Raw genomic sequence first — 23850 nt, 5'->3', positions numbered from 1 at the left:
GGCATGGGACACGTCCTTACACGTTGGTGTGGTGATGATTTCGGGATGGTCTGTGAACCGGATCAACGGATGACGAAGCCGCGGTCGACGACGTGCTCGAGCATGTCGATGTAGGTATCCATATCGTCGCGTGCCGCACGCGGCGCTGCGTCGTAGGGCATGGCGGATTTGACTGCGGGACTGAGGAAATAGGCCCCGGCTGCCAGGACCGTGAGTGCCTCGAACTGCTCAGGCTGTCCGACCGCGAGATCGTCGAGAGCGACTTCCGCGTCTTTCCCGGCACTGGCATCCAGCGCCGCAGTCAGGTCGTCGACGAGGTCATGCCGGTAGCGCAGGACCTGATCGAGCAGGACCCCGGAGACTTCGGCGGTGGTGGCCGACGGCATGGTGTCGCTTGCTGGGATAAGAGCTTCGGCCAAGGTGGCGAACACCTGGCGCTGTTCGGAAGTGAGCATGGGTCTTCCTCAGAATGCCGTCGGGATACTGGAGCGGGTTTCGGCCAGATGCCGCATGGAGCGCAGCGCGACGGCCATGATGGTGGCGGTGGGATTCATCCCGGTCGAGGTGACCATGGTGCTGCCATCGATGATGAACAGGTTCGGGATGTCGTGGGTGCGGCACCACTCGTCGACGACGGAGGTCGCCGGGTCGGTACCCATCTTGGTGGTGCCGAGCAGATGCCAGGCGCTGTGCCGGACGACCGGAACCGGGTGTACCTCAACGGCTCCCGCGGCTTCGTGTGCCTCCATGGCGCGGGCGACGTTGAAGTCGAGCATCCGCCGGCAGTTCTCGCCGATCTCGTAGTGAATCTTGGCCGCGGGGATCCCGTCGGAGTCGGTGACGTTGGGATCCAGTGTCACAGTGTTGGATTCGTCGGGCAGATCTTCGGTGGTGATCCCCCACTCGGTGTAACGGCCGAATGTGCGCTTCAGTCGCGGATGGAAATTGGCGCCGAAGCCGTCCCGCCAGTTGTCGCCCGGCTCCCACAGGGTCTGGGCCAGTGGGCCGCCGGTGGGCATGAGGTTCCACTTGGCGCCGCGCACGAATCCTCGGCTGGTGTCGGTCTCGTAGAACTGCAGTGACTGCAGCGCCTGGCCGGCGGGGCCGAGCCAGGTCTCCATGTCTTCGTCGTATGCGCCGTAGACCGAGGCGTAGGGGTGGGTCATCAGCCGCTTACCGACCAGGCCTGACGAGTTGGCCAGCCCATCCGGCGCCGAGTTCAGCAGCAGACGTGGTGTGCCGATGCCGTTGGCCGCCAACACCGTTACCCGCGCACTCTGGTGCTGCAGAGTGCCCTTACGGTCGATGTACTCGGCGCCAGTGACCAGGCCCTTCTTGTTCATGGTGAGGCGGCTGACCCGAGCCCCGGTAACGAGCCGCACGCCGAGCCTGATCGCGTCGCGCCAGTGGGTGATGTCGGTGCTGGCCTTGGCGCCGACCGGACAGCCGGACTCGCAGGCGCCGTAGCGCTGGCAGCCTTCCTGATTCTTGTATTTGCGCGATGCGATGGCGTTCGGCGCGGGCCACCAGTGCCAGCCGAGCTTGTCCATGCCCTTGGCGGCGACCAGGCCGTACTTGCCGATCGGCAGCGGCGGCAGCGGGAAGGTGTGCGAGTCGGGATAAGCCGGGTCGCCTTCCAGTCCCGAGGCACCGATGTGGTGGGTGACCTCATCCAGGAACGGACGCAGATCGTCGTAGGTGAACGGCCAGTCCTCGGCCACACCGTCGAGGGTCTTGACGCGGAAGTCCGACGGCATGGGACGCACCCAGTGGCCGGAGAACATGATGGTGCTGCCGCCAACGCCGTTGAACATCAACGGTTCTACCGGGCTCTCGGTGCTGTCGATCGGGTAGTCGGCCTGGTTCTGCCGCACGTTGGGGCTAGCGTTCCACTGCTTGAGCCGGGTCAGTTCCCATTCCGGCTTGCCTGCGGTGAAATCGTCGGGCAGGTTCCAGCCGCCCTGTTCGAGGCAGACGACCTTCAGGCCCTGTTGAGCCAGTTCGAGGGCCGCTACCCCACCGGAAGCGCCGGCCCCGATGATCAGGACGTCGGGCTCGTCGTCGATGTTTTGTGTGTTCACCAGTCGCACTCCAAGTCGGTCACATCTGTGGATCAATGATGCGTGGATCACACCCGCTGGGTGGCCGCGAATCCGCACAAGCCCACGAAGTCACCTTGTGCATTCGCACAAGGACGAACAACAAGCCTCGACAGTTCGATCGTTGCCGCTGACAGAGCAGCGACGGCAATGTGATCAGCACGGCGGTGGCGTGCGACAACCTCCAGCACGACCGCACCGCGCCAAGGAAAAGGAAGATATCGATGACCACACTCGTCACCGGCGGCCGCGGCTTCGTCGGCCGCCATCTGGTGGACCAACTGCTGGCCGACGGCGAGCGCGTCATCATGTACAACCGCGACTACTCCGTTGACCCCCGAGCCGGAGTAGTCGCGGTCCTTGGCGAGCTGTTCGACATCCCCCGCCTCACCGAGACCTTGCGCACCTACGAGGTGGATCGCATCATCCACACCGCCGGCCAGAGCCACCCGGCGCTCTCGATCGAACTTCCGGTCACCACCTTCGCCGCGAATGCCGATGGCACGCTTGCGGTTTACGAAGCCGCCCGGATGACGGGCGTTCGGCGGATCGTGTTCTTCTCCTCGGAGTGCGCCCTGGGCAACATCACCGAACCGGGCCCTGTCACCGAGGACGTCAAGCCCGCACCCACCACCGTGTACGGCGTGACGAAGGTGGCCGGCGAACTGCTGGGCAGTGCGTACAACTCGCTGTACGGCATGGAGATCGTCTCACTGCGCATCACCGAGGTGTACGGACCCGGGTTGTGGATGCCCAGCCTGCTCGGCGACATGATCCGGGCCGGGCTGCGCGGCGAGACCTTCACCCTCGAGTCCGGTGGTGACCACGGTTTCCAGTTCGTGCACGTCGAGGACGTCGCCACCGCGGCGCGGCTGGCGTCCACCACGACGACGCTCAGCCAGCAGGCCTACTTCGTCTCGGGCGGCGACCGGATGACGGTGTTCGAAACCGCTGCGCTGCTCCAGAAATACCTGCCCGACGCCCGCTTCGACATCGGACCGGGTTACCTGCCCGACTGGGACCGCCAGGTTCAGTTCGATCTATCCCGGTCCACCCGCGATCTCGGATACGAACCGGCGTGGGAGCTCGAGAAGGGCCTGCAATCACAGATCGAGTGGATCCGGTCCGCTGAACAACTCTGACGAATCGAAGGGACAACGCTTCATGGGAGACATGGCGAACCGCATCGCCCTGGTTACGGGGGCATCCTCGGGGATCGGGCTGGCCACGGCCGCGACCCTGGCCCGCGAAGGTGCCGACGTGGCCGTGCTGGCCCGGCCGGAAGACGACCTGTCCGAGGCCGTGCGACAGGTGACCGCTCATGGCCGGCGCGTGCTTGCGGTGAGTGTCGACGTGCGAGACTCGGGCGCGGTCCGAGCGGCCTTCGAGCGAGTGGAAGCCGAACTCGGCCCCATCGATGCCGTGCTCAACAACGCCGGAATCTCCCGTGTCGCACCGCTCGTCGACACCACCGACCAGGATTTCGACGATCTGATGGCGATCAATGTCGCCGGGTCGTTCTACGTGTTGCGGGAGGCCGCCCGGGTCATGCAGCCCCGCGGTAGCGGCGCCATCGTCAACACCGGTTCCGAACTGGCCCTCATGGGCCAACCCGGATTCGTCGCCTACACCGCCACCAAGGGCGCGATCGTCGCCATGACGCGCAGTGCCGCAGCGGAATTGGTGTCCTGGGGCATCCGGGTGAATTCCGTGTGCCCCGGCACCACCCGCACTCCGCTGCTGATGGTCGAATTCGAAGACAGCGCCGACCCCGAGGCCGAGATCGCCGAAATCGCCTCCAGCGTCGCCGTCGGACGGTTCGGTGAGCCGCAGGAGATCGCCGAAGCCGTGGCGTTCCTGCTGTCCGACCGGGCCAGCTACGCGGTGGGCACCCACCTCGTCGTCGACGGTGGGCGCTCCACCTGTATCCCCGCCGGCAACATCGGCGTCTCCCAGAATGTCTGACCCGCAAGGAGTTTCCATGACCGAGCAGAAGCGCACCCGGCTGTACCGGGAGATGACCTGGCCCGAGATCGCCGAGGCTGCCCGCGCCGACATTCCCGTGGCCATTCCGATCGGCTCGACCGAGCAACACGGCCATCACCTGCCGGTCTGCACCGACTGGCTCATCCCCGAGAAGCTGCTGGCAGCCGCCAGCGAGCGGACCGACCTGATCGTCGGGCAGTTCGTCCCCTTCGGCTATCGCAGTCGACCGGGAAGCGGTGGCGGACAGCATATTCCGGGCACCCTGTCACTGCGGGCAACCACGTACATCGCGCTGCTCGAGGACATCCTCAGCGAACTGAAGCGGGCCGGGTTCCGCAACATCGTGCTGTACAACTGGCATTACGAGAACAGCGGGTTCATCTACGAGCCGGCGTTCCTGATCTCCGAGAAGCACCCGGAGCTGAAGATCCTGGTGATGGAAGACGCCAACCCGGACTTCACGGCCGATCGCCAGCAGGCCATCTGGCCCGGCGGCTTCCCGGGCCTGGCGCTGGAGCACGCCGCCGTCATCGAAACCTCGCTGCTGCTGCACCACGCACCGCACCTGGTCCGGCCCGAGCACATCAAGGCCGATTCACCCGAACGCGTCGTGAACTACGACGTGCTGCCGATCGACACTCGGATGTCGACGGCCAGCGGCACGCTGTCCTCGCCGGAGGCCGCCAGCGCCGAGAAGGGCAAGATGCTCACCGACTGGATGGTCGACCGGCTGGTGGCGATCCTGGACGAGGAGTTCGGGGACCGCCGCGGGGCTTAGATTGCGCCCGCGGCCGGGCGTGTCGCCTCTCTCTTGGACACCCGGAGCCGTCAGCAATCGCTGACATTGTCAGCATGTGGTGACAATGTCAGCACACGCTGACGGCTCCCAGCGTGAACCAGGTATGACAGAGGTCCCGGCAGCGCTGTCCGGAACGGACGTGTCGGTCCCCGAGGGCATACTCGCGACAAGTTGTTCGCTCCGGAAGGAACACGCCATGGCCCAGCCCGAGCGTTTATGGTTCGAACCCCAGCTGCCCCGCCCGACGCGCGAAGAAATCGACGCTGCGGGCATAGCGTTCCGGAAGGCCCACGGCCTCGACGACGATGACGACGACGATTGGGCGTTCGAGGATGAGCCCGTGCCGCCCGACCCGATAGCGGCCGATGTCTTCGGCGGCATCAGCCGGCGCGCGCTGGCGCAAGCCCGCGATGATCTGGCCGGCGCCACAACGCAATACGAGCAGGCCGTTCGGCAGGCCCGCGCCAACGGCTGGACGTGGGCCGAGATCGGACGGATCCTCGGTGTGTCACGACAGGTGCTGCACAGACGATTCCGCCAGCGCCCGTCGGACTGATCACCCGTGCAGGTGCAGCGGCGCCCCGGACACGGCCATCAGCGCCTCGCCCAAGGCCTCGTTCTGCGTCGGGTGGGCGTGGACGAAACGGGCTGCCTCGGCGGCCTTGACGCCCAAGTTGTACAGCAGCTGGGCCTCGCCGATCAGCTCGGAGACCCCGGCGCCGATCATGTGCACGCCCACCACCGTGCCGGCCGGGTCGACGACGAGCTTGACCGCGCCGGACGCCTTGAGGATCTGGCTACGGCCGTTGCCGGCCAGGTCGTAGGTGACGGTCTCCACGCCCTCGCCGTACTGTTCGCGGGCGGCATCTTCGGTGAGACCGACCGAGGCGATCTCCGGATCGCAGTAGGTGACCCGCGGGATGCCGAGCTCGGCGACGGCCTCGGGTTCCCGTCCGGCGATCTGCTCGGCGACGAACAGACCCTGCTGAAATGCCCGGTGCGCCAACTGAAGTCCGGCCACGATGTCGCCGATCGCGTACACGGTCGGCACGCTGGTGCGCAGCTTGTCATCGGTCACCACGAAGCCGCCGTCGAGCTCCACGCCCGCCTCTGCCAAACCGAGATCCGCGGTGCGCGGGCCACGACCAACGGCGACCAGCAGCACGTCGGCCGAGAGCACGTCGCCGGATTCCAGGGTCACCTGCACGGATTCGTCATCGGAGCTGACGCCCGTGACCAGAGTCCCGGTCTTGGCGGTGATCTTGCGGCGGCGGAACAGCCGCTCCAGGTAGGCCGAGATGGCGGCATCCTCGTTGGGCACCAACCGCGACAGCGCTTCGACGATGGTCACCTTGGCGCCCAATGAGGTCCACAGACTGGCGAACTCGACGCCGATCACGCCGCCGCCGAGAATGATCACCGACGTGGGAATGCGGTCCAGCTCCAGTGCCTGATCGCTGGTGAGCACCCGGTCGGAGGTCTGGATGATGCCCGGAACCTTGGGCGCCGAACCGGTGGCCAGCACGATCGCCCCGCCGGTGATGGTGGTGCCGTCGACGTCGACGGTGGTCGGCCCGGTGAGCCGGCCGCGGCCGCTGATGACCGTGATGCCCAGCGCCGCAATCAAACCCGTCAACCCCTTGTGCAGGCGGGAGACCACGGTGTTCTTGAAGCCGTGCAGCTTGGTGGTGTCGACGCCGTCGAACGATGCCGTGATGCCGAACTGTGCTGCGGTACGCGCGGAGTCGGCCACTTCCGCAGCGTGCAGCAGCGCCTTGGTCGGGATGCAGCCACGGTGCAGGCAGGTGCCGCCGACGGCCGCCTCGTCGATCAGCACGACTGACCGCCCGAGCTGTGCGGAACGGATCGCTGCGGCATAGCCGCCCGGTCCGCCGCCCAGGATGACGACGTCTGCTGCGGTCATGACTGACTCCTCTGTTGTTGGATGACGGTGCGGGCCTGCGCGTAGAGCGCTCCCGCCCGATACGAGGACCGCACCAGCGGCCCGGACATGACACCGAGAAAGCCGATCTCACGAGCGGCGGTGTCGAGGTCGTCGAATTCTGCTGGGGTGACCCACCGTTCGACCGGGTGATGCCGTGGGGTCGGCCGTAGGTACTGGGTGATGGTGACCAGCTCGCAGCCGGCCTCGCGCAGGTCCCACAGCGCCTGCAGCGCTTCCTCTGTGGTCTCCCCCATCCCGAGGATCAGGTTCGACTTCGTGATGAGGCCCGCGCCACGCGCCCGCGTCAGCACAGCGAGCGAGCGCGCGTAATCGAAGCCCGGCCGGACCCGTCGGAACATCCGCGGCACGGTTTCCAGGTTGTGCGCCAGCACTTCTGGCTCGGAGCCGAACACCTCGTCGAGCTGATCGGGGGTGCCGGTGAAATCCGGAATGAGCAGTTCGACACCGGTGCCCGGACACGTGGCGTGGATCTGCCGGACCGTCTCGGCGTACAGCCAGGCACCACCGTCGGGCAGATCATCGCGCGCCACACCGGTGACCGTCGCATAACGCAACCCCATCTGCGCCACCGAATCGGCAACGCGCCGAGGCTCGTCGCGGTCGAGGTCGGTGGGCTTGCCGGTGTCGATCTGGCAGAAGTCGCAACGTCGCGTGCACTGGTCACCGCCGATGAGGAACGTTGCCTCGCGGGACTCCCAGCATTCGAAGATGTTGGGGCAGCCCGCTTCCTGGCACACCGTGTGCAGATCGTTGCGCTGCACCAGCGCGGACAGTTCGCGATACTCGGGTCCGGTCCGGACTCGGGCTTTCATCCAGGGCGGCTTGCGTTCGACCGGGGTCTGCGCGTTGCGAACCTCGAGCCGCAGCAAGCGGCGCCCTTCGGGGGCAATAGTCATTCAACTCAGCATTCGACGACGTTGACGGTAACGGCGAGGCCACCGGTCGAGGTTTCCTTGTACTTGGAGCTCATATCCATGCCAGTGGCCCGCATGGTCTCGATGACCTGATCGAGGCTGACCCGGTGGGTGCCGTCGCCCCGCAGTGCCATGCGTGCGGCGTTGATGGCCTTGCCCGCGGAGATGGCATTACGTTCGATGCACGGGATCTGCACGAGTCCACCGATCGGATCGCACGTCAGCCCCAGGCTGTGCTCCATCGCGATCTCGGCGGCGTTCTCGACCTGTTGCGGTGTGCCGCCGAGGATTTCGGCGAGCCCGCCAGCAGCCATGGATGCTGCCGATCCGACCTCACCCTGGCAGCCGACCTCGGCACCGGAAATGGACGCGCGTTCCTTGTACAGCGATCCGATGGCACCGGCGGTCAACAGAAATCGGACAGTGGCGTCGTCGGGATCGGCTTTGCCCGCGGCCGTGTAGTGCAGGGCGTAGTACAGGACAGCCGGGATGATGCCGGCGGCGCCGTTGGTCGGTGCGGTGACGATGCGTCCGCCCGAAGCGTTCTCCTCGTTGACGGCCAGCGCCACGAGGTTCACCCAATCTTCGGCGAAGGCCGGATCCCGCGTCGGGTCTTCTGCATTGAGCCGAAGGAACCAGTCCTTGGCCCGCCGGCGGACCATCAGGTTGCCGGGCAGGTAGCCGTCCCTGGACATCCCGTTGGTCGCGCAGGCGATCATCACCTCGCGGATGTGCAACAGTCGCTCACGCACCTCGGTGTCGGTGCGGGTCGTGGACTCCTGGCCCATCATCGCCGTGCTGATGGAGATGTGATCGCGATCAGTGAGGGTCAGCAGTTCCGCCGCTGACGTGAAACTGTTGGCACCGTCGGCACTTTCGGGCAGGCGGGCCATGTCTTCTTCGGTGACGACGAAGCCTCCGCCAACCGAGAAGTACGTCTCCTCGTACAGCACGCCGCCGTGCACCGATGTGGCGGTGACCGTCATCGCATTGGGATGACGGTCGAGCTGCTGCGCCGGGTGCAGGGCGATGTCGGATTCGGTGAGCGCGAGCACGATTCGGCCACCCAACCGAATCTTTCCGTCGGCCCGGATGATCGCGAGGCGCCGTTCCATCTCGCCGGTCTCGATGGTCTCGGGCCGGTAGCCCTCCAAGCCCAGCAAGATGGCCGGCATGGTGCCGTGGCCGCCGCCCGTGGCCGCCAGCGAGCCGTACAGATCGACGCGGACATCGGTGACGTGGTCGACCACATTCCGCGCGATGAGTTGGTCGACGAACATGCCGGCCGCCCGCATCGGGCCGACGGTGTGGGAACTCGACGGCCCGATCCCGACGGAAAACAGGTCGAACACGCTGATCGCCATTACAACTCCGGGTAAAGCGGGAACTGTTCGGCCAGCGTACGCACCTGCGCGGCAAGTTGTTCGGTATCGGCATCACCGTCCGCGATCAGTGCGGCCGCGATGACGTCGGCGACGCGCGCGAACTCCGCGTCACCGAACCCGCGTGCCGCCAGTGCCGGGGTGCCGATGCGCAGTCCGGAGGTCACCATGGGCGGCCGGGGGTCGAACGGCACCGCGTTGCGGTTGACGGTGATGCCGACGGCGTCTAGCCGGTCCTCGGCCTGCTGCCCGTCGATGGCCGCGTTGCGCAGGTCCACCAGCACCAGATGGACGTCGGTACCGCCGGTCAGGACGGTGATGCCCGCGTCCCGCACATCCGGCTGGCTCAGCCGGTCGGCCAGAATCTGCGCGCCTCGCAGCACCCGCTGCTGCCGTTCGGCGAATTCGGGCTGTGCGGCCATCTTGAAACCGACGGCCTTGGCCGCGATCACGTGCTCCAGCGGCCCACCCTGCTGGCCGGGGAACACCGCCGAGTTGATCTTCTTGGCGATGTCGGCCTCGTTGGTCAGGATCACGCCACCGCGGGGACCGCCGAGAGTCTTGTGCGTTGTCGACGTCACCACGTGAGCGTGCGGCACCGGCGACGGATGAAGCCCGGCGGCGACGAGCCCCGCGAAGTGCGCCATGTCCACCATCAGGTAGGCGCCGACCTCATCGGCGATCTCACGGAACCGGGCGAAGTCGAGCTGGCGCGGGTAAGCCGACCAGCCGGCAATGATCAACTGCGGCTTGTGTTCCCGAGCTGCGTCGGCGACCGCATCCATGTCGATGAGGTAGTCCTCTTTGGACACCCCGTAGGCGGCGACGTTGTACAGCTTGCCGGAGAAGTTCAGCCGCATGCCGTGCGTGAGGTGACCGCCGCAGTCCAGCGACAGACCGAGAATGGTGTCGCGCGGTTTGATCAGCGCATGCATCACCGCGGCGTTGGCCTGCGCACCCGAATGCGGTTGCACGTTGGCGAATTCGGCACCGAACAGTTCCTTCACCCGGGCGATGGCGAGCCGTTCGATGACGTCGATGTGCTCGCAGCCGCCGTAGTAGCGGCGCCCTGGGTAGCCCTCGGCGTACTTGTTGGTGAGCACCGAGCCCTGCGCCTGCATCACGGCCAGCGGCGCATGGTTCTCCGAGGCGATCATCTCCAGGCCGAGGCGCTGGCGCCGCAGCTCGTCGCCGATGGCCGCGGCGATCTCAGGGTCGAAATCAGCGAGCCGTTCGTCCAGGATGCTCATGGCTAGCCCTCGTTCCGTGCTGCGTATTCGGCTGCGGTCAACAGGTTTCCGGCCGCGGTGGCCTGCACCTCGAACAGCCAGCCGGCGTCGTAGGGGTCGGCGGTGATGATGCTGGGATCGTCGACGGCGTCGGAGTTGACCGCCGTGACGGTGCCGCTCACCGGTGGGTACAGCTCGGAGACGGTCTTCGTCGATTCCACCTCGCCGCAGGTTTCGCCCGCGGTGATGGCCGACCCGACCTCGGGCAGGTCGACGTACACCAGATCGCCGAGGGCCGCCGCCGCGACCGAGGTGATGCCGACCCGAACCGGCGTATCGGGAAGCTCGGCACCGGGAGCGACGAGCACCCATTCGTGTTCCTCGGTGTAGCTGCGATCGTCGGGAATGGTAGTGGTGGCCATGGTGGTCCTTTTCTGAAGTGGTGGGCTCGGTTTGGTTGGGCGCAGCTCAGGCGCGGCGGTAGAACGGCGCCGGGGTGACTTCGAACGGTTCTTTGCGCCCGCGGACATCGACCTGCACTTTGGTGCCCGGTTCCGCCAACGCGGCGTCGAGGTAGGCCAGTGCGACGGGATACCCCAGGGTCGGCGACAGCGTGCCCGAGGTCACGGTTCCCACGACGGCCTCGTCGCCCTGGTGCACGGTGTACCCGGCACGCGCGGCCCGGCGGGTGTCGCCCTTGAGTCCGACGAGCACCTGCTGCACCGGCAGCTCCGAAAGCTGCTGCAACGCATCGCGTCCCACGAATTCTTTGCCGAGCCGCACCACCTTGCCGAGGCCCGCCTGGTAGGGGTTGGTGCTCATGGTCAGCTCGTGCCCGTAGAGCGCCATGCCCGCCTCCAGCCGCAAGGTGTCCCGGCAGGCCAGCCCCGCGGGGACGCCGCCGGCCTCGGTGGTGGCTGTGAGCAACGCCTGCCACAGCGCGACTGCCTGAGCGTTCGGCACATAGAGTTCGAAGCCGTCCTCACCGGTGTAGCCGGTGCGCGCCAACAGCACCTCGATGCCGGCCACCTGAGCCTCAGTCACCGCGTAGTACTTGAGGTCGGCGACGGTCGTGCGCTGATCAGCTGGCACGAGGGAGCTGACGATGGCTTCTGACGCGGGTCCCTGCACAGCGATGAGCGCGGTGGCCATCGACTGGTCGTCGACGACCGCGTCGAATTGCTCTGCCCGACTGACCAGTTCGCGTGCCACCGTAGGTGCGTTGGCGGCATTGGCGACGACCAGGAAGTGCTCGTCGCCGAGCCGGTACACCACCAGATCGTCGATCACGCCGCCGTCGGCGTCGCAGATCAGCGAATACTTGGCCCGCCCGACCACGATCTTGGAGGCCTCACCGGCGAGCGCGAAGTCCAGCGCGGCGGCCGATTGCGTTCCGGTGACAGCGATTTCACCCATGTGCGACAGGTCGAACAGACCCGCGACCTCGCGCACCGCGCGGTGCTCGGCGAGCTCACTGCCGTACTTCAGGGGCATTTCCCAGCCGGCGAAGTCCGTGAAACTGGCTGCCAGGGAACGGTGTTCGTCCAGCAATGGGGACACCGGATTGATGGTCATGCTCTTGTCACTCATGCAAAAGCCTCCTCGAGGATGTCGGCGGATTCGATCTGGAACGCTTCGGGTGCGGGGCACGAGCAGGCGAGATTGCGGTCACCGTGGGCGCCGTCGATGCGCCGGACCGGCGGCCAGTACTTGTTGCGCCGCAGTGTCGCAACGGGATACGCGGCATACTGCCGGCTGTAGGGCAGCGTCCACTCGACGTCGGTGACCTGCTCGGCGGTGTGCGGGGCCTGGCGCAACGGACTCTGCTCCAGCGTCCACTCTCCTGAGCCGACCCGGCTGATCTCGTCGTGAATGCCGATCATCGCCGCGATGAAGCGATCCAGTTCGGTCAGGTCTTCGGACTCGGTGGGCTCGACCATCAGGGTGCCGTTGACCGGGAACGACAGCGTCGGCGCGTGGAAACCGTAGTCGATCAACCGCTTTGCGACGTCTTCTGCCGTCACGCCGGTGCGCTTGGTGATCTCCCGTAGGTCCAGGATGCACTCGTGCGCGACCAGTCCGGTCTCGCCCGCGTACAGCACGGGGTACCGGTCACCGAGCGTCGCAGCAAGGTAGTTGGCCGCCAGCACCGCGGTTTTCGTGGCTGCCGTCAGCCCGTCCGGACCCATCAGTGCCAGGTAGGCCCACGTGATCGGCAGGATGCCGGCGGAACCGTAGTTGGCCGCCGACACCGGGCCGGGGCCGTCGACGGCCAGCGGATCGCCCGGCAGGAACGGCGCCAGGTGCGCACGCACCGCGACGGGACCCACACCAGGACCGCCGCCGCCGTGCGGGATGCAGAACGTCTTGTGCAGGTTCAGATGCGAAACATCGCCGCCGAACTCACCTGGCTTGGCCAGGCCGACAAGGGCATTCAGGTTGGCCCCGTCGACGTACACCTGGCCGCCGGCGTCGTGGACGAGGTCGCACACCGTCCGCACATCGGCTTCGTACACACCGTGGGTGGACGGGTAGGTCAGCATGATCGCCGCGACCCGGCCGTCGTGGTCGGCGAGCTTGGCCTCGAGGTCGTCATGGTCGATGTTGCCGTTGGGTGCCGTCGCGACCACGACGACGCGCATCCCGGCCAGGACCGCCGAGGCGGCGTTGGTGCCGTGCGCCGACTGCGGGATCAGGCAGATGTCGCGGTCGGCATCGCCGCGCGAGCGGTGGTAGGCGTTGATGGCCAGCAGGCCCGCGAGCTCACCCTGCGATCCGGCGTTGGGCTGCAGCGAAACCCGGTCGTAGCCGGTGATCTCGGAAAGCCAGTCCTCCAGGTTTCCGATCAGCTCGAGGTACCCGGCGGTCTGCCCGGCCGGGGCATACGGATGGATGCCGGCGAACCCGGGCCAGCTGATCGGTTCCATCTCGGCGGTGGCGTTGAGCTTCATGGTGCATGACCCCAGCGGGATCATGGTGCGGTCCAGCGCAAGGTCCTTGTCGGACAGTTCGCGCAGGAAGCGCAGCATCGCCGTCTCGGACCGGTGGGAGTGAAACACGGGGTGCTGCAGGTACTCCGAGGTGCGCAGCACTGCCGACGGTAATGCGGCGGCGCCKGCCGCCGCGACAGGCGCCGCACCAAAGACCTCGAGCACCTGGCCGATCACATCGTCGGTCGTGCACTCGTCGCAGGCGATGGCGACGTGATCGGCGTCGACGAGGCGCAGGTTGATCCCCGCGTCGTCGGCTGCCGCCACGATCTTGGCCGCTTCACCGGGTACCCGAACCAGCACGGTGTCGAAGAAGTGGTCGTGGACGACCTCCTGGCCGGCGGCCCGCAGGCCGTCGGCCAGCGACACGGCGTGGCCATGCACCTGAGTTGCGATGGCGCGCAACCCTTCCGGACCGTGGTAGGCGGCGTACATCGCGGCGACGTTGGCCAGCAGCGCCTGGGCGGTACAGATGTTGCTGGTCGCCTTGTCGCGGCGGATGTGCTGTTCGCGGGTCTGCAGCGCCAGCCGGTAGGCGGGCTTGCCATCCACATCGACCGAGACGCCGACGAGACGTCCCGGCAGCATGCGCTCCAAACCCGACCGGACCGACATGTAGCCGGCGTGCGGACCGCCGAAGAACAGCGGCACCCCGAACCGCTGGGCCGAGCCGACGGCGATGTCGGCGCCTTGCTCACCGGGGGCGGTCAGCAGCGTCAAGGAGAGCAGATCAGCGGCGACGGTGGTGAACATGCCGCGCTCGCGGGCTGTCGCGATCAATGGGGCGAGATCACGGACGGCGCCGCTGGCACCCGGCGATTGAAAGACGACGCCGAAGGCTTCACCGTCGGGCAGCCCTTCGGCCAGGTCGGCGAGCACCACGTCGATACCCACGGCCTCGGCCCGCCCGCGCACCACCGCGAGGGTTTGGGGCAGGCAATCGGCATCGAGCACAACGCGATTGGACTTCGAGGCCTTGTTGGCCCGGCGCATCAGCAGCACGGCTTCCATGACCGCGGTCGCCTCGTCGAGCAGGGAGGCGCCGGCGACCGGCAAAGCGGTGAGGTCTTCGATGACCGTCTGGAACGTCAGCAGAGCTTCCAACCGGCCTTGCGAGATCTCGGGCTGGTACGGCGTGTAGGCGGTGTACCAGGCCGGCGATTCCAGCATGTTGCGGCGCAGCACCGGCGGCGTGATGGTGTCGTGGTACCCCAGGCCGATCATCTGGATACGGGTCTCGTTGCGCTCCGCCAGGGCGCGCAGCGCGGCGAGTACCTGCTGCTCGGATCGTGCGGCCGGCAGCTGCAGACCCTCGGTGCACCGGATTTGTTCGGGCACCGCCGCATCGATCAGATCGTCGAGCGACGAGTATCCGAGGACTGCGAGCATGTGCTGCTGGGCAGCGGCATCGGGTCCGATATGGCGGCCACGAAAGCTGCTGTGGGCCTTGGTAATTGCAGTGCGGTCAAACATGAGGTGACTCCGGTTCGCGGGGCGTCGCTAACTGCTCGACGCATCGTTGGGTAGCACCTCCCCGCTCTGTCCTGACACCTGAGAGTTTTGGCGCGTGCGCGCTGTTCACCTTCGGTAAGCGTGGATCGACGGATCCGCGCTGTTCTCCAGAGTTGCCTCGACGCTGCGGTATTTGGGCCTGAGAGATTCCCGGGGAGGAGTTGCTCCTACGGCGCCTCCGTTTCCGGAGGTTCTCCCACAGCGCGTATGACGGCGTATTGAGTTGTCTGCGGCAATCGTAGCCTGTCAGGTCACGGCGTTCGCAACCTCGCCGTTGACGGGCAGGGCGGTGCGCGCCCCGGCGGCCATCAGCGACACGATGTCGAACACCAGCGTTGCTGCTGCGACACAGGTGATTTCGGCATGATCGTAGGCCGGAGCCACCTCGACGACGTCGGCGCCGACGATGTTCAGGCCGGTCATCTTGCGCAGCATCTTCAGCAGCTCGCGCGACGTGAGACCGCCCGCCTCCGGCGTGCCGGTGCCCGGCGCGAATGCCGGGTCGAGCACGTCGATGTCGATGGACAGATACACCGGCACGTCCGCAACACGGCGACGCACGACATCGATGGCCGCGTCGATACCGATGACGTCCAGGTCGCCGGCGCGGATGATCTTGAAGCCCATGCGCGCGTCGTCGTCCAGATCCATCTGGTCGTAGATCGGACCGCGGATACCGACGTGGATCGAGTGATCCTCGATCAGCAGGCCTTCCTCGAATGCGCGCCGGAAGATGGTGCCGTGGGTGACCGGGGCGTTGAAGTAGGTGTCCCAGGTGTCCAGGTGCGCGTCGAAATGCACCAGCGCGACCGGACCGTGTTTGGCATGCAGCGCACGGAGATTCGGCAGTGCGATGGTGTGGTCACCACCGATGGACACGATGCGCCGGTCCCCGCCGCGGAGGATCTCGGCGGCATGATCCTGAATCTGCTGGCAGGCTTCTTCGATGTTGTACGGCGTGACGGCGACGTCGCCGGCGTCGACCACCTGCAGCTCCTGCACCGGGGCGACGCCCAGCTCGACGTGATAGCCGGGGCGCAGTGCGCGGGCCGCCTGTCGGACCGCCATGGGGCCGAATCGGGCGCCGGGCCGGTACGAGGTGCCGCCGTCGAACGGGACGCCGAGGATCGCGATGTCGTAGTCGGACACCTCGTGGATGTCGGCGATGCGGGCGAATGTGCCCTTACCCGCGTACCGGGGCACCTTGGTGGCGGGCACTGCACCGATGATGTCGTTTCGGGTGCTCATCTGTCGTGTTCAGCCTCTCGACTCGCGGGGTGTTCTGTAGTCAGCATTGCCGCCGGTGAGGGCCAGTTGCGAGCTGTTTCCGCCATAAGCGGCAGGGGCTTGTTTGAGCATTCGCACAACCGCAGACTCACAAGCGTTCGCCGACCGGTTCGGTGATGCGGTGGCGGCACCGGGCGTACACGACCGCGCCGACGATCCCCAGGCTCACCAGGCTGATCACCATGCTCCAATTCACGAACCACGGCTGTCCGGGCTGCGTGCGCGGCCAGAGGACGTTGATCACCTCGAAGGCCAGCCACGCGGCCGCCGCGTACGTCACCGGTGCGCCCCAACGTCCCAGCGAGAACACGCCGGGCACCCAGCGCCCCGCGAGGCGCGTGAGGGCCGCCGCGAAAACCGGTACGGCGAAAGCGATGTAGGGCCCCATCACCGAGAAGTTGACGAGCACGTTGTAGAGGTCGGAGCCGGCGAACAGCAGGAAGAACGCGGCGACGACCGCTGTCAGGCCGATGGCCCGGATCGGCATGCGCTCGGGGCCACCGAGTTTCGCCAAGAACTCGGCACCGGGCAGGGCACGGTCGCGAGCCATCCCGTACACGGCGCGAGAGACCGCCGACTGCACGGCCAGGCACGCGGACATGAACCCGATGACGAACATCAGCAGGAGCGGCTTCGCGATCGACGAACCGAGCTGCGCCGTCAACGTCGCCGACACCGGGTCACCGCTCTGCGCCGTCAGCACCGCCGAAAGGTCAGGGATCGCAAGGATGACCGCTGCGGCGGAGTACATGACGATCACGCCCACCAGCAGCAGCGCGAAGACGATGGCCCTGGGCACGTTGCGTTCGGGGTTCTCCACCTCTTCGGCGATGGAGCCTGCCGATTCGAAGCCAAGGAATGCCCACCCGACGAACGCGACAGCGATGAGCATCGTGCTCATGGAGCTGCCCGATCCGTCGGGCAGACCGTCGAACAGTGTGGAGACCGGGTTGACGCGGTGGAAGAGCAACAGCACGGTGCCAAGGCCGACCGAGCCGACGATCTCGCAGATGATGCTGGCGACGATCATGACCTTGAGGACCTGCCGGCCGATCATGTTGGCCGCCGTGGTGAAGCAGATGACACCGATCGAGACGGCGGCCAGCAGCCACCGGCTCGGTGACTCGACACCGCACACCTCGAGAATGAATCCCGCGGCGGCGTAGGCCATCGTCGACAGCGTCAGCGTCAGGCCCCAGATGTACGCCCATGCGGCCGTCCACCCCCAGGTCGTGCCTTTGACGTGCCGGGCCCACTGGTAGACGCTGCCGGCGTACGGAAACCGCGACGCCAGCTCACCGAAGACCAGCGCGACCAGGAGCTGACCGCACAGCACGATCGGGAACGCCCAGAAGAATCGGGGACCCGCTGCGAACAGACCCAACGCGAAGATCGCATACAGGGCCACGATCGGCGAGATGTCGGCGAAGGCAAGCGACAGGGCGGCCCGAAACCCGAACCCGCGGTTGAGAATGTCGTGGCCACGCTCTCGGGGGTGGGCCACCACCTTGTCGGCAGTGCTGTCCAGGCTTCGAATTCCCACCAGTGTCCTTCCGGTTCGTGCGCAAGTAGGCCAAGCCTGATGAGCACGGCGCCCTCGGAACACCCACCAATAGATAGATGCGCGGCCACCTTCTTTGTGCGAACGTCTAATCCGGGGACAGGCAGGAGGTGGCAAGGTGCGCAGGTTGATCGTCGCGCTGGCTGTCTCTGCACTGGTCCTGGTACCTGCCTGTAGCCCCAAGGTCGTCGGCGGCTACTACGTCGAGGACGGCAAGGTCTACTGGACGGGCGGTATCGACTCGTCGCCCCGGGAAGTGGCCGGCGCGGACCCCGATTCGTTCCACAAACTCTCCAGCGGCTACGCACGGGACAAGTCCCACGCGTATTACCGCGGGGCGCAGATCGCCGGCGCCGACGTCGCCACTTTCGACTGGCTGAACCACGGCTGGGCCAAGGACCGCAACCACATCTGGGCCGGCACCCAACCCCTGAGCAGCGACCCGAGCACTTCGTGATGCTCAACAGCGATCTGGCGAAGGATGGCGCGGCCGTGTTCTGCAAAGACAGGGAGATTTCAGACGACCCGGCGCACTTCGAGATCGTGCGCTTCTCCCCCGATGATCGAAACCTGGACTACACCAAGGACATTCGGACAGTGTTCTATCGGTGTGCGGCCATCCCCGGAGCGAACGCGGCGACTTTCCGTCGGCTCAACGACAGCGTCTTCAACTACGCGGTCGACGATCAGCGGGCCTACTACCAAGACCGGGCGATCGACGGCGCCGACCCACACACGTTCCGGGTGCTGTACGACACCGCCAACGAAGGCTGCGCCGGCGACGCACAGCATGCGTACCGCTGGGACACCGTCATCCCCGATGTGAATCCACGTGACTTCCCACCCGGCAAGCCGGTGACCGGGTGCGACGCGACGCAGGTTACGTTCGGGCCATGACGGGCGCCAAGAAGAAACTGGGTATCGCGGCAGTGTGTGTCCTGGCGCTGGCGGTCCTGGCCGTGATCGCCGTGAAGACACACGGTTTCGGTCTCGTGGGGCCAGCGCCGCGCCAGGCTCAGGACGTGGCTCAGGACAGGTGCGAAGCCGATGTGCGTAAGCAACTGGCAGCACCGGGGTCAGCCAAGCTTTCAGGTGTGCGCGCGGTGACCGGCGCACTGGAGGCGGACGGCCAGGACATGTTCGCTCTCATGACCGACGAACCGCTCAAAGGCGTTGACCACGCGCGCATCACCGTGTGGAACGTGTCAGGAACCGTCGACGCCCAGGCCGAAGCCGGCGGCATGATCCACGATCCCTTCACGTGCCGTGCCTATTTCGTCGACGGCAACCTGGCCGACACCCTGGTGCTGTTCGACCACGCGCATTAGCCGGACGGACGAACGTCGGCCCAACGTGCAGAATCAGGGCGTGACCCGCCGACCGCTCAAGCCCTGGCATTTCGTCCTCGTCTTCGGCGTGGTGAGCCTGCTCGCGGACATGGTGTACGAGGGCGCCCGCAGCATCATCGGTCCCTACCTGGCCACCCTCGGCGCGTCGGCCGCCATCGTCGGATTGGTCGCCGGTGCAGGGGAATTCATCGGCTACGGGCTGCGGGTTGTCGCCGGCTACGCCGTGTCACGGACGCAGCACTACTGGGCCTGGACGATCACCGGCTACGCGCTGACGGTGCTGAGCGTTCCGTTGATCGGTGTCACCGGCTCGCTCGTACCGGCTCTACTGCTGTACGGCACGGAGCGCCTCGGCAAGGCAGTGCGCTCACCGGCGAAAGACACGCTGCTCTCGCATGCGTCGACAAGCACGGGTCGTGGCAGCGCGTTCGGCGTGCACCAGGCCCTCGACCAGACCGGCGCGATCGCCGGGCCGCTGCTGTTGGCGGCGGTGCTGAGCGCCCATGCCGGCGACTATCGGCTGGCGTTCGGGGTACTCATCGTCCCCGGTGTGCTGGTGCTGGCCCTGCTCGGCTGGCTTCGGTTTCGCGTTCCCGACCCTCGTGACTACGAGCCGGCACACGCGGAGTCCACGGCCACGGAAGCCGCGTCCGGCGACACCGCAGCGGCCCAGCCCGCCGGCGCCAGGTCAGCGCTGCCGGTCCAGTTCTGGCAGTACGTCGTCGCCATCGGCCTGCTCTCCTGCGGCGTCGCGTCGTTCCCGTTACTGGCGTTCCACGCCCAGCGCACCGGGCTCCTCACCGACGCCCAGGTACCGATCCTGTTCGCGGTCGCGATGGCCGTCGACGGCGCTTCGGGCCTGGTGATGGGCCGGGTCTATGACAAGCGCGGACCGGTCACCCTGCTCGCCGTTCCCATCGCCGCCGCGTTTTCCGCGATCGCCTTCACCGGCGACCGCACCCTGGTCTGGGTCGGCGTCGCGGTCTGGGGCGTCGTCAACGGGGTGCTCGATTCGACGGTCAAGTCGGTGGTCACCGAGCTCGTCCCGGCGAACCTGCGGGCCATCGCGTTCGGCTGGCTGGCCCTGCTGCGCGGTGTCGCGCTGCTCGTCGCGGGCGGCGTGCTCGGTGCCGTCTACGACATCTCCCCCTCGTACACCATCGCGCTCATCGTGGTGGCGAACATCGCGGCGCTCGCCGGGCTGGTCCCGGTCCTCCGCCGGATTCAGCCCGCCAGCCACTCGGCCGGCGGCTGAGCACCCGCCGAAACGGCATTCCGGCAGGCCCCTACTCGCACTTTTCCTGCTGGAATGCCGTTTCGGCCCATGATCAAGGGCAGCTGTCAACCCCTACGTGCCCTGCCAGCGGGAGCAACCTGCAGAGCCGGAAATGCCGATCGCTAACATGAATGCGCTGCTCAGCGCGATCGGCCAAGCGACCCGTAGGACAGATGAGTTGAATACACCAGAACTTGCCAATTGGAACACCCAGGAAGCCCTGGCGGAGGCGATGATTCCGATCGTCGGCACTCTGCACCGCACGCGCGGTGTCACCGTCCTGCTGCACAGCCGGTCGCTGGTGAACAAGTCGGTCATCAGCATCCTGCGCACGCATCGCTTCGCCCGGCAGATCGCCGGCGAAGAGCTGTCGGTGGTCGAGACCTTCCCGTTCCTGGAGGCTCTGGCGAACCTGGACCTTGGTCCGGCCAAGATCGACCTCGGCCTGCTGGTGCACGCGTACCGCGCCGACGAACGCGGCCTCTCGGTCGCCGACTTCGTCGCCGACGCGCTTTCCGCGGTCACCGGTGACAACAAGGGCGAGCCGCAGTGCCCGCGTGATGTGGTGCTTTACGGCTTCGGCCGGATCGGTCGCCTCGTCGCGCGGCTGCTCGTCGAGAAGGCCGGTGGCGGCAACGGCCTGAACCTGCGGGCCGTCGTGGTCCGCAGCGGTGGCGTCGACGATCTCAAGAAACGCGCATCCCTGCTGCGCCGCGACTCGGTACACGGGCACTTCAACGGCACCATCAAGGTCGACAAGGAGAACAACCTCCTCATCGCCAATGGCAACGTCATCAAGTTCATCTACGCCAACGACCCGTCCGAGGTCGACTACACCGAGCACGGCATCAACGACGCCATCCTCATCGACAACACCGGCAAGTGGCGCGACCGCGCGGGCCTCGAGCAGCACCTGCGTCCGGGCATCTCGAAGGTCGTCCTGACCGCACCGGGCAAGGGCGACGTGCCGAACATCGTGCACGGCGTGAACCACCTCGGCCAGGACGTCAGCCAGCAGATCTTCTCGTGCGCGTCGTGTACCACCAACGCGATCGTGCCGCCGCTCAAGGCGATGGACGAGAAGTTCGGCATCATCCGCGGCCACGTCGAGACGGTCCACTCGTTCACCAACGACCAGAACCTGCTGGACAACTACCACAAGGCCGACCGTCGTGGCCGTTCGGCGCCGCTGAACCTGACGATCACCGAGACCGGTGCCGCCTCGGCCGTCGCCAAGGCCCTGCCCGAGCTCAAGGCCAAGATCACGGGTAACTCGATCCGCGTTCCTACCCCCGACGTCTCGATCGCGATCCTGAGCCTGCAGCTCAAGAAGGAGACGACGAAGGAAGAGGTGCTCACGCACCTGCGCGAGACGTCGCTGTCGGGTCCGCTGAGCCGCAACCTCGACTACACCGCCGCGACCGACGCCGTGTCGAGCGATTTCATCGGTTCGCGTGCCGCGTCGATCATCGACGCGAACGCCGCCATCGTCGATGGCGACCAGGCGATCCTGTACTGCTGGTACGACAACGAGTTCGGTTACTCGTGCCAGGTGGTCCGCGTCGTGCAGTTCCTGTCGGGCATCGAATACCCGACGTACCCGCGCAGCTGATCCAACTTCCGCCGAAACGGCATTCCGGCAGGCAAGTTCTCGAACTTGTTCTGCTGGAATGCCGTTTCGGCGTTTGCGGTCGGTGTGGCGTTGCGGTCAGGGTTCGGGCGGCAGACCGTAGTGGGCCGCGATCCCGCCCAGTAGCAACGTCATTCGATGTTGGAACGCCTCGTCGCCGAACGGGTCGTCGCCGGATGTCGCGATGGCACGCAACGTCGGGTACTCCGAGGGCGGGCGCGCGTCGGTGAGCTCGAGGATCCGAGCCAGCCACGGCTGCCCACCCTCGGCGTAGAGATACTCCCGATGGGCTTCGGTGACGCTGCCGACCGCCATCGTGCTCACCGATGCCCACACCGCGAGGGCGTCGCTCGGCGACAAGCCCTGCGCGGCAAGCGCTTCGACCGCCTCCGCGGTGTATTCCATCTCGACGTCGTGACCGACGGCTCCGCTGACGAACTTCTCCACCAGCGCGGGTTCCGACGCCAGCACGGTCCGGATGTAGGACGCATAGTCGCGTAGCCACGTCGCCCAGTGCCCGCCGGTATAGCGCGGCGGCGGCGAGTTCGTCAGGGCACTGACGGTGGCCAACCGCAGCAGGTCGTGCTGGTTCTTCACGTGATGGTAGAGCCCGGGCAGGCTGACACCGAGATGCTCGGCGACCCGACGCATGGTGGCGTTCTCGGTGCCGATCTCCAAAACCGCTGCGGCAATGGCGCTCTGGTCGATGCGCGGCGGCCTCCCGCGGCGGGGTGCTGCGTTGGGCACGCTCATCCGACCCTCCTGGCGACCACTTTCACATTCGGGGTTGACGATAACCGAGGCGACTTTTAATAATCAATATGAAAAATCGCCTCCCATAGAAACGACATGATGAACCGAGATAACCGTCAGGTCCTGCTGCGCCGCCGTCCCGATGGGCTGGTCTCCCCCGACGACACCGAGATGGTGACGGTGCCCGCTCCGGTCCCCGCCGAGGGCGAGGCGTTGCTGCGGACGAGGTATGTCGGCATCGACGCCGCCGCCAGGACCTGGCTGGACGGCGAACCCGGTTACCTCCCGGCGCTGGAACTCGGCGAGGTGGTGCGCGTGGCCGGTATCGGCGAGGTCGTCGAATCACGCTGTGACGCATACAAAGTCGGCGACCTCGTCACCACCCTGACCGGACTGCAGGACTACGCGATCATCCGCGACGACCTGTTCAGCACGCCGGTGGTCGGGTACACCGATCCCCTCGCGGTGATGTCGATCTACGGGCCCACCGGAGCGACCGCCTACTTCGGCATGACGGGCGTCGGAAAACCCCAGCCCGGCGAGACGGTCGTGGTGTCCGCCGCGGCCGGCGCCACCGGCTCGGTGGCAGGCCAGATCGCCAAGATCGCCGGCGCTCGCGTCGTCGGCATCGCAGGCGGTCCGGAGAAGTGCCGCGTCGTGGTCGAGGAGTTCGGCTTCGACGCCTGCGTCGACTACAAGGCCGACGACTTCCCCGCCGCTTTGAAGGCGGCCTGCCCGGGCGGGATCAACGTCTACTTCGACAATGTCGGCGGCGACATCCTCAATGCCGTGCTGGGCAACCTTGCGCACCGGGCTCGCGTGGTCATGTGCGGCATCATCACCACGTACCTCAACGGCGATCACCCCGGCCCGTCCAACTACGTGAACCTGCTCGCCACGGCCTCGACGATGCAGGGCTTCATCGCGCTCGAAGAGTGGGCACGCTTCGACGAGGCCTTCGCCGCGCTGAGCGGCTGGGAGCAGCAGGGCCTGCTGGTGCATCGCGAAACCGTCTACGACGGACTGGAATCCAGCATCGACGCACTCAACGGCCTGTTCACCGGAGCCAACATCGGCAAGATGCTGGTGAAGATCAGCGAGCCGGGGAGCTGACACC

The 23850-nt window shown here is 66.7% G+C and carries 22 protein-coding genes and 1 riboswitch; of the genes, 10 read left to right on the top strand and 12 right to left on the bottom strand.

Annotated elements, in window-relative coordinates; genetic code table 11:
* Positions 1-62: 62 nt before the first annotated feature.
* Both AC1U2B_RS22000 and AC1U2B_RS21995 read right to left on the bottom strand, forming a co-directional pair.
* The gene (locus AC1U2B_RS22000) at positions 63-455 is read right to left on the bottom strand and encodes a hypothetical protein (protein ID WP_260938705.1); all 393 of its coding nucleotides are present in this window, start codon (positions 453-455) and stop codon (positions 63-65) included.
* Positions 456-464: 9 nt separating this feature from the next.
* Positions 465-2090: a GMC family oxidoreductase gene (locus AC1U2B_RS21995; RefSeq protein WP_480218450.1), complete on the bottom strand. Its 1626-nt coding sequence runs from the start codon at positions 2088-2090 to the stop codon at positions 465-467.
* Between the two features lie 233 nt (positions 2091-2323).
* On the opposite strand from AC1U2B_RS21995, the gene AC1U2B_RS21990 reads away from it, so the two are divergent.
* The 4 genes from AC1U2B_RS21990 (at position 2324) to AC1U2B_RS21975 (ending at position 5440) form a co-directional block, all read left to right on the top strand.
* Positions 2324-3241, top strand: coding sequence for an NAD-dependent epimerase/dehydratase family protein (locus AC1U2B_RS21990; RefSeq protein WP_480218449.1), 918 nt, complete (start codon positions 2324-2326; stop codon positions 3239-3241).
* Positions 3242-3272: 31 nt separating this feature from the next.
* Positions 3273-4064 carry an SDR family NAD(P)-dependent oxidoreductase gene (locus AC1U2B_RS21985; RefSeq protein WP_480218448.1) on the top strand — a complete coding sequence of 264 codons (792 nt, stop codon included), beginning with the start codon at positions 3273-3275 and terminating at the stop codon, positions 4062-4064.
* A gap of 16 nt (positions 4065-4080) precedes the next feature.
* The gene (locus AC1U2B_RS21980; protein WP_418001905.1) at positions 4081-4863 is read left to right on the top strand and encodes a creatininase; all 783 of its coding nucleotides are present in this window, start codon (positions 4081-4083) and stop codon (positions 4861-4863) included.
* A gap of 217 nt (positions 4864-5080) precedes the next feature.
* Positions 5081-5440, top strand: coding sequence for a helix-turn-helix transcriptional regulator (locus AC1U2B_RS21975; RefSeq protein WP_480218447.1), 360 nt, complete (start codon positions 5081-5083; stop codon positions 5438-5440).
* Here AC1U2B_RS21975 and lpdA read toward each other — a convergent pair whose 3' ends face one another.
* The 9 genes from lpdA to AC1U2B_RS21930 all read right to left on the bottom strand — a co-directional run bounded on the left by lpdA (position 5441) and on the right by AC1U2B_RS21930 (position 17707).
* Positions 5441-6808 carry a dihydrolipoyl dehydrogenase gene (gene lpdA, locus AC1U2B_RS21970; protein ID WP_480218446.1) on the bottom strand — a complete coding sequence of 456 codons (1368 nt, stop codon included), beginning with the start codon at positions 6806-6808 and terminating at the stop codon, positions 5441-5443.
* Entirely contained in the window at positions 6805-7746 is a 942-nt protein-coding gene (gene lipA, locus AC1U2B_RS21965; protein ID WP_480218445.1) for a lipoyl synthase, read from the bottom strand. The genes lpdA and lipA overlap by 4 nt, the downstream gene beginning before the upstream one ends.
* Positions 7747-7751: 5 nt before the next feature.
* Positions 7752-9128 (bottom strand): L-serine ammonia-lyase, encoded by a 1377-nt coding sequence (locus AC1U2B_RS21960; RefSeq protein WP_480218444.1) that lies wholly within the window; start codon positions 9126-9128, stop codon positions 7752-7754.
* Entirely contained in the window at positions 9128-10396 is a 1269-nt protein-coding gene (glyA, locus tag AC1U2B_RS21955; protein ID WP_480218443.1) for a serine hydroxymethyltransferase, read from the bottom strand. The genes AC1U2B_RS21960 and glyA overlap by 1 nt, the downstream gene beginning before the upstream one ends.
* A 2-nt stretch (positions 10397-10398) precedes the next feature.
* Positions 10399-10797, bottom strand: a complete 399-nt coding sequence (gcvH, locus tag AC1U2B_RS21950) for a glycine cleavage system protein GcvH (protein WP_480218442.1) — start codon at positions 10795-10797, stop codon at positions 10399-10401.
* A gap of 46 nt (positions 10798-10843) precedes the next feature.
* Entirely contained in the window at positions 10844-11965 is a 1122-nt protein-coding gene (gene gcvT, locus AC1U2B_RS21945) for a glycine cleavage system aminomethyltransferase GcvT (protein ID WP_480218441.1), read from the bottom strand.
* Positions 11962-14838, bottom strand: a complete 2877-nt coding sequence (gene gcvP, locus AC1U2B_RS21940; RefSeq protein ID WP_480218440.1) for an aminomethyl-transferring glycine dehydrogenase — start codon at positions 14836-14838, stop codon at positions 11962-11964. Before gcvP ends, gcvT begins: the two co-directional genes overlap by 4 nt.
* Before the next feature lie 156 nt (positions 14839-14994).
* A riboswitch (glycine riboswitch) is annotated at positions 14995-15086 on the bottom strand.
* Between the two features lie 37 nt (positions 15087-15123).
* The gene (gene speB / locus AC1U2B_RS21935) at positions 15124-16125 is read right to left on the bottom strand and encodes an agmatinase (RefSeq protein WP_480218439.1); all 1002 of its coding nucleotides are present in this window, start codon (positions 16123-16125) and stop codon (positions 15124-15126) included.
* 127 nt (positions 16126-16252) lie between these two features.
* Positions 16253-17707 (bottom strand): amino acid permease, encoded by a 1455-nt coding sequence (locus tag AC1U2B_RS21930; protein ID WP_480218438.1) that lies wholly within the window; start codon positions 17705-17707, stop codon positions 16253-16255.
* A gap of 136 nt (positions 17708-17843) precedes the next feature.
* On the opposite strand from AC1U2B_RS21930, the gene AC1U2B_RS21925 reads away from it, so the two are divergent.
* From AC1U2B_RS21925 to AC1U2B_RS21905, 5 genes are all read left to right on the top strand, one after another.
* A complete protein-coding gene (locus tag AC1U2B_RS21925; RefSeq protein ID WP_480218437.1) occupies positions 17844-18182 on the top strand; it encodes a DKNYY domain-containing protein in 339 nt (112 codons plus the stop codon).
* Positions 18182-18622: a DKNYY domain-containing protein gene (locus tag AC1U2B_RS21920; protein ID WP_480218436.1), complete on the top strand. Its 441-nt coding sequence runs from the start codon at positions 18182-18184 to the stop codon at positions 18620-18622. Before AC1U2B_RS21925 ends, AC1U2B_RS21920 begins: the two co-directional genes overlap by 1 nt.
* Positions 18619-19053: a hypothetical protein gene (locus AC1U2B_RS21915; RefSeq protein ID WP_480218435.1), complete on the top strand. Its 435-nt coding sequence runs from the start codon at positions 18619-18621 to the stop codon at positions 19051-19053. Before AC1U2B_RS21920 ends, AC1U2B_RS21915 begins: the two co-directional genes overlap by 4 nt.
* Positions 19054-19093: 40 nt before the next feature.
* Entirely contained in the window at positions 19094-20329 is a 1236-nt protein-coding gene (locus AC1U2B_RS21910; RefSeq protein WP_480218434.1) for an MFS transporter, read from the top strand.
* 199 nt (positions 20330-20528) lie between these two features.
* Positions 20529-21962: a glyceraldehyde-3-phosphate dehydrogenase gene (locus AC1U2B_RS21905; RefSeq protein ID WP_418001919.1), complete on the top strand. Its 1434-nt coding sequence runs from the start codon at positions 20529-20531 to the stop codon at positions 21960-21962.
* Positions 21963-22058: 96 nt separating this feature from the next.
* On the opposite strand, the gene AC1U2B_RS21900 is transcribed toward AC1U2B_RS21905, so the two are convergent.
* Positions 22059-22733 (bottom strand): TetR/AcrR family transcriptional regulator C-terminal domain-containing protein, encoded by a 675-nt coding sequence (locus AC1U2B_RS21900; protein WP_480218433.1) that lies wholly within the window; start codon positions 22731-22733, stop codon positions 22059-22061.
* Positions 22734-22829: 96 nt separating this feature from the next.
* Between AC1U2B_RS21900 and AC1U2B_RS21895 the strand changes: the two genes are divergently transcribed.
* Complete coding sequence (locus tag AC1U2B_RS21895) at positions 22830-23846, top strand: NADP-dependent oxidoreductase (RefSeq protein WP_480218432.1); 1017 nt, start codon at positions 22830-22832, stop codon at positions 23844-23846.
* Positions 23847-23850 lie beyond the last annotated feature (4 nt).

This window comes from Mycolicibacterium sp. P4_G11, from assembly GCF_056555145.1.
This window is presented reverse-complemented; position numbering and strand designations above follow the sequence as displayed.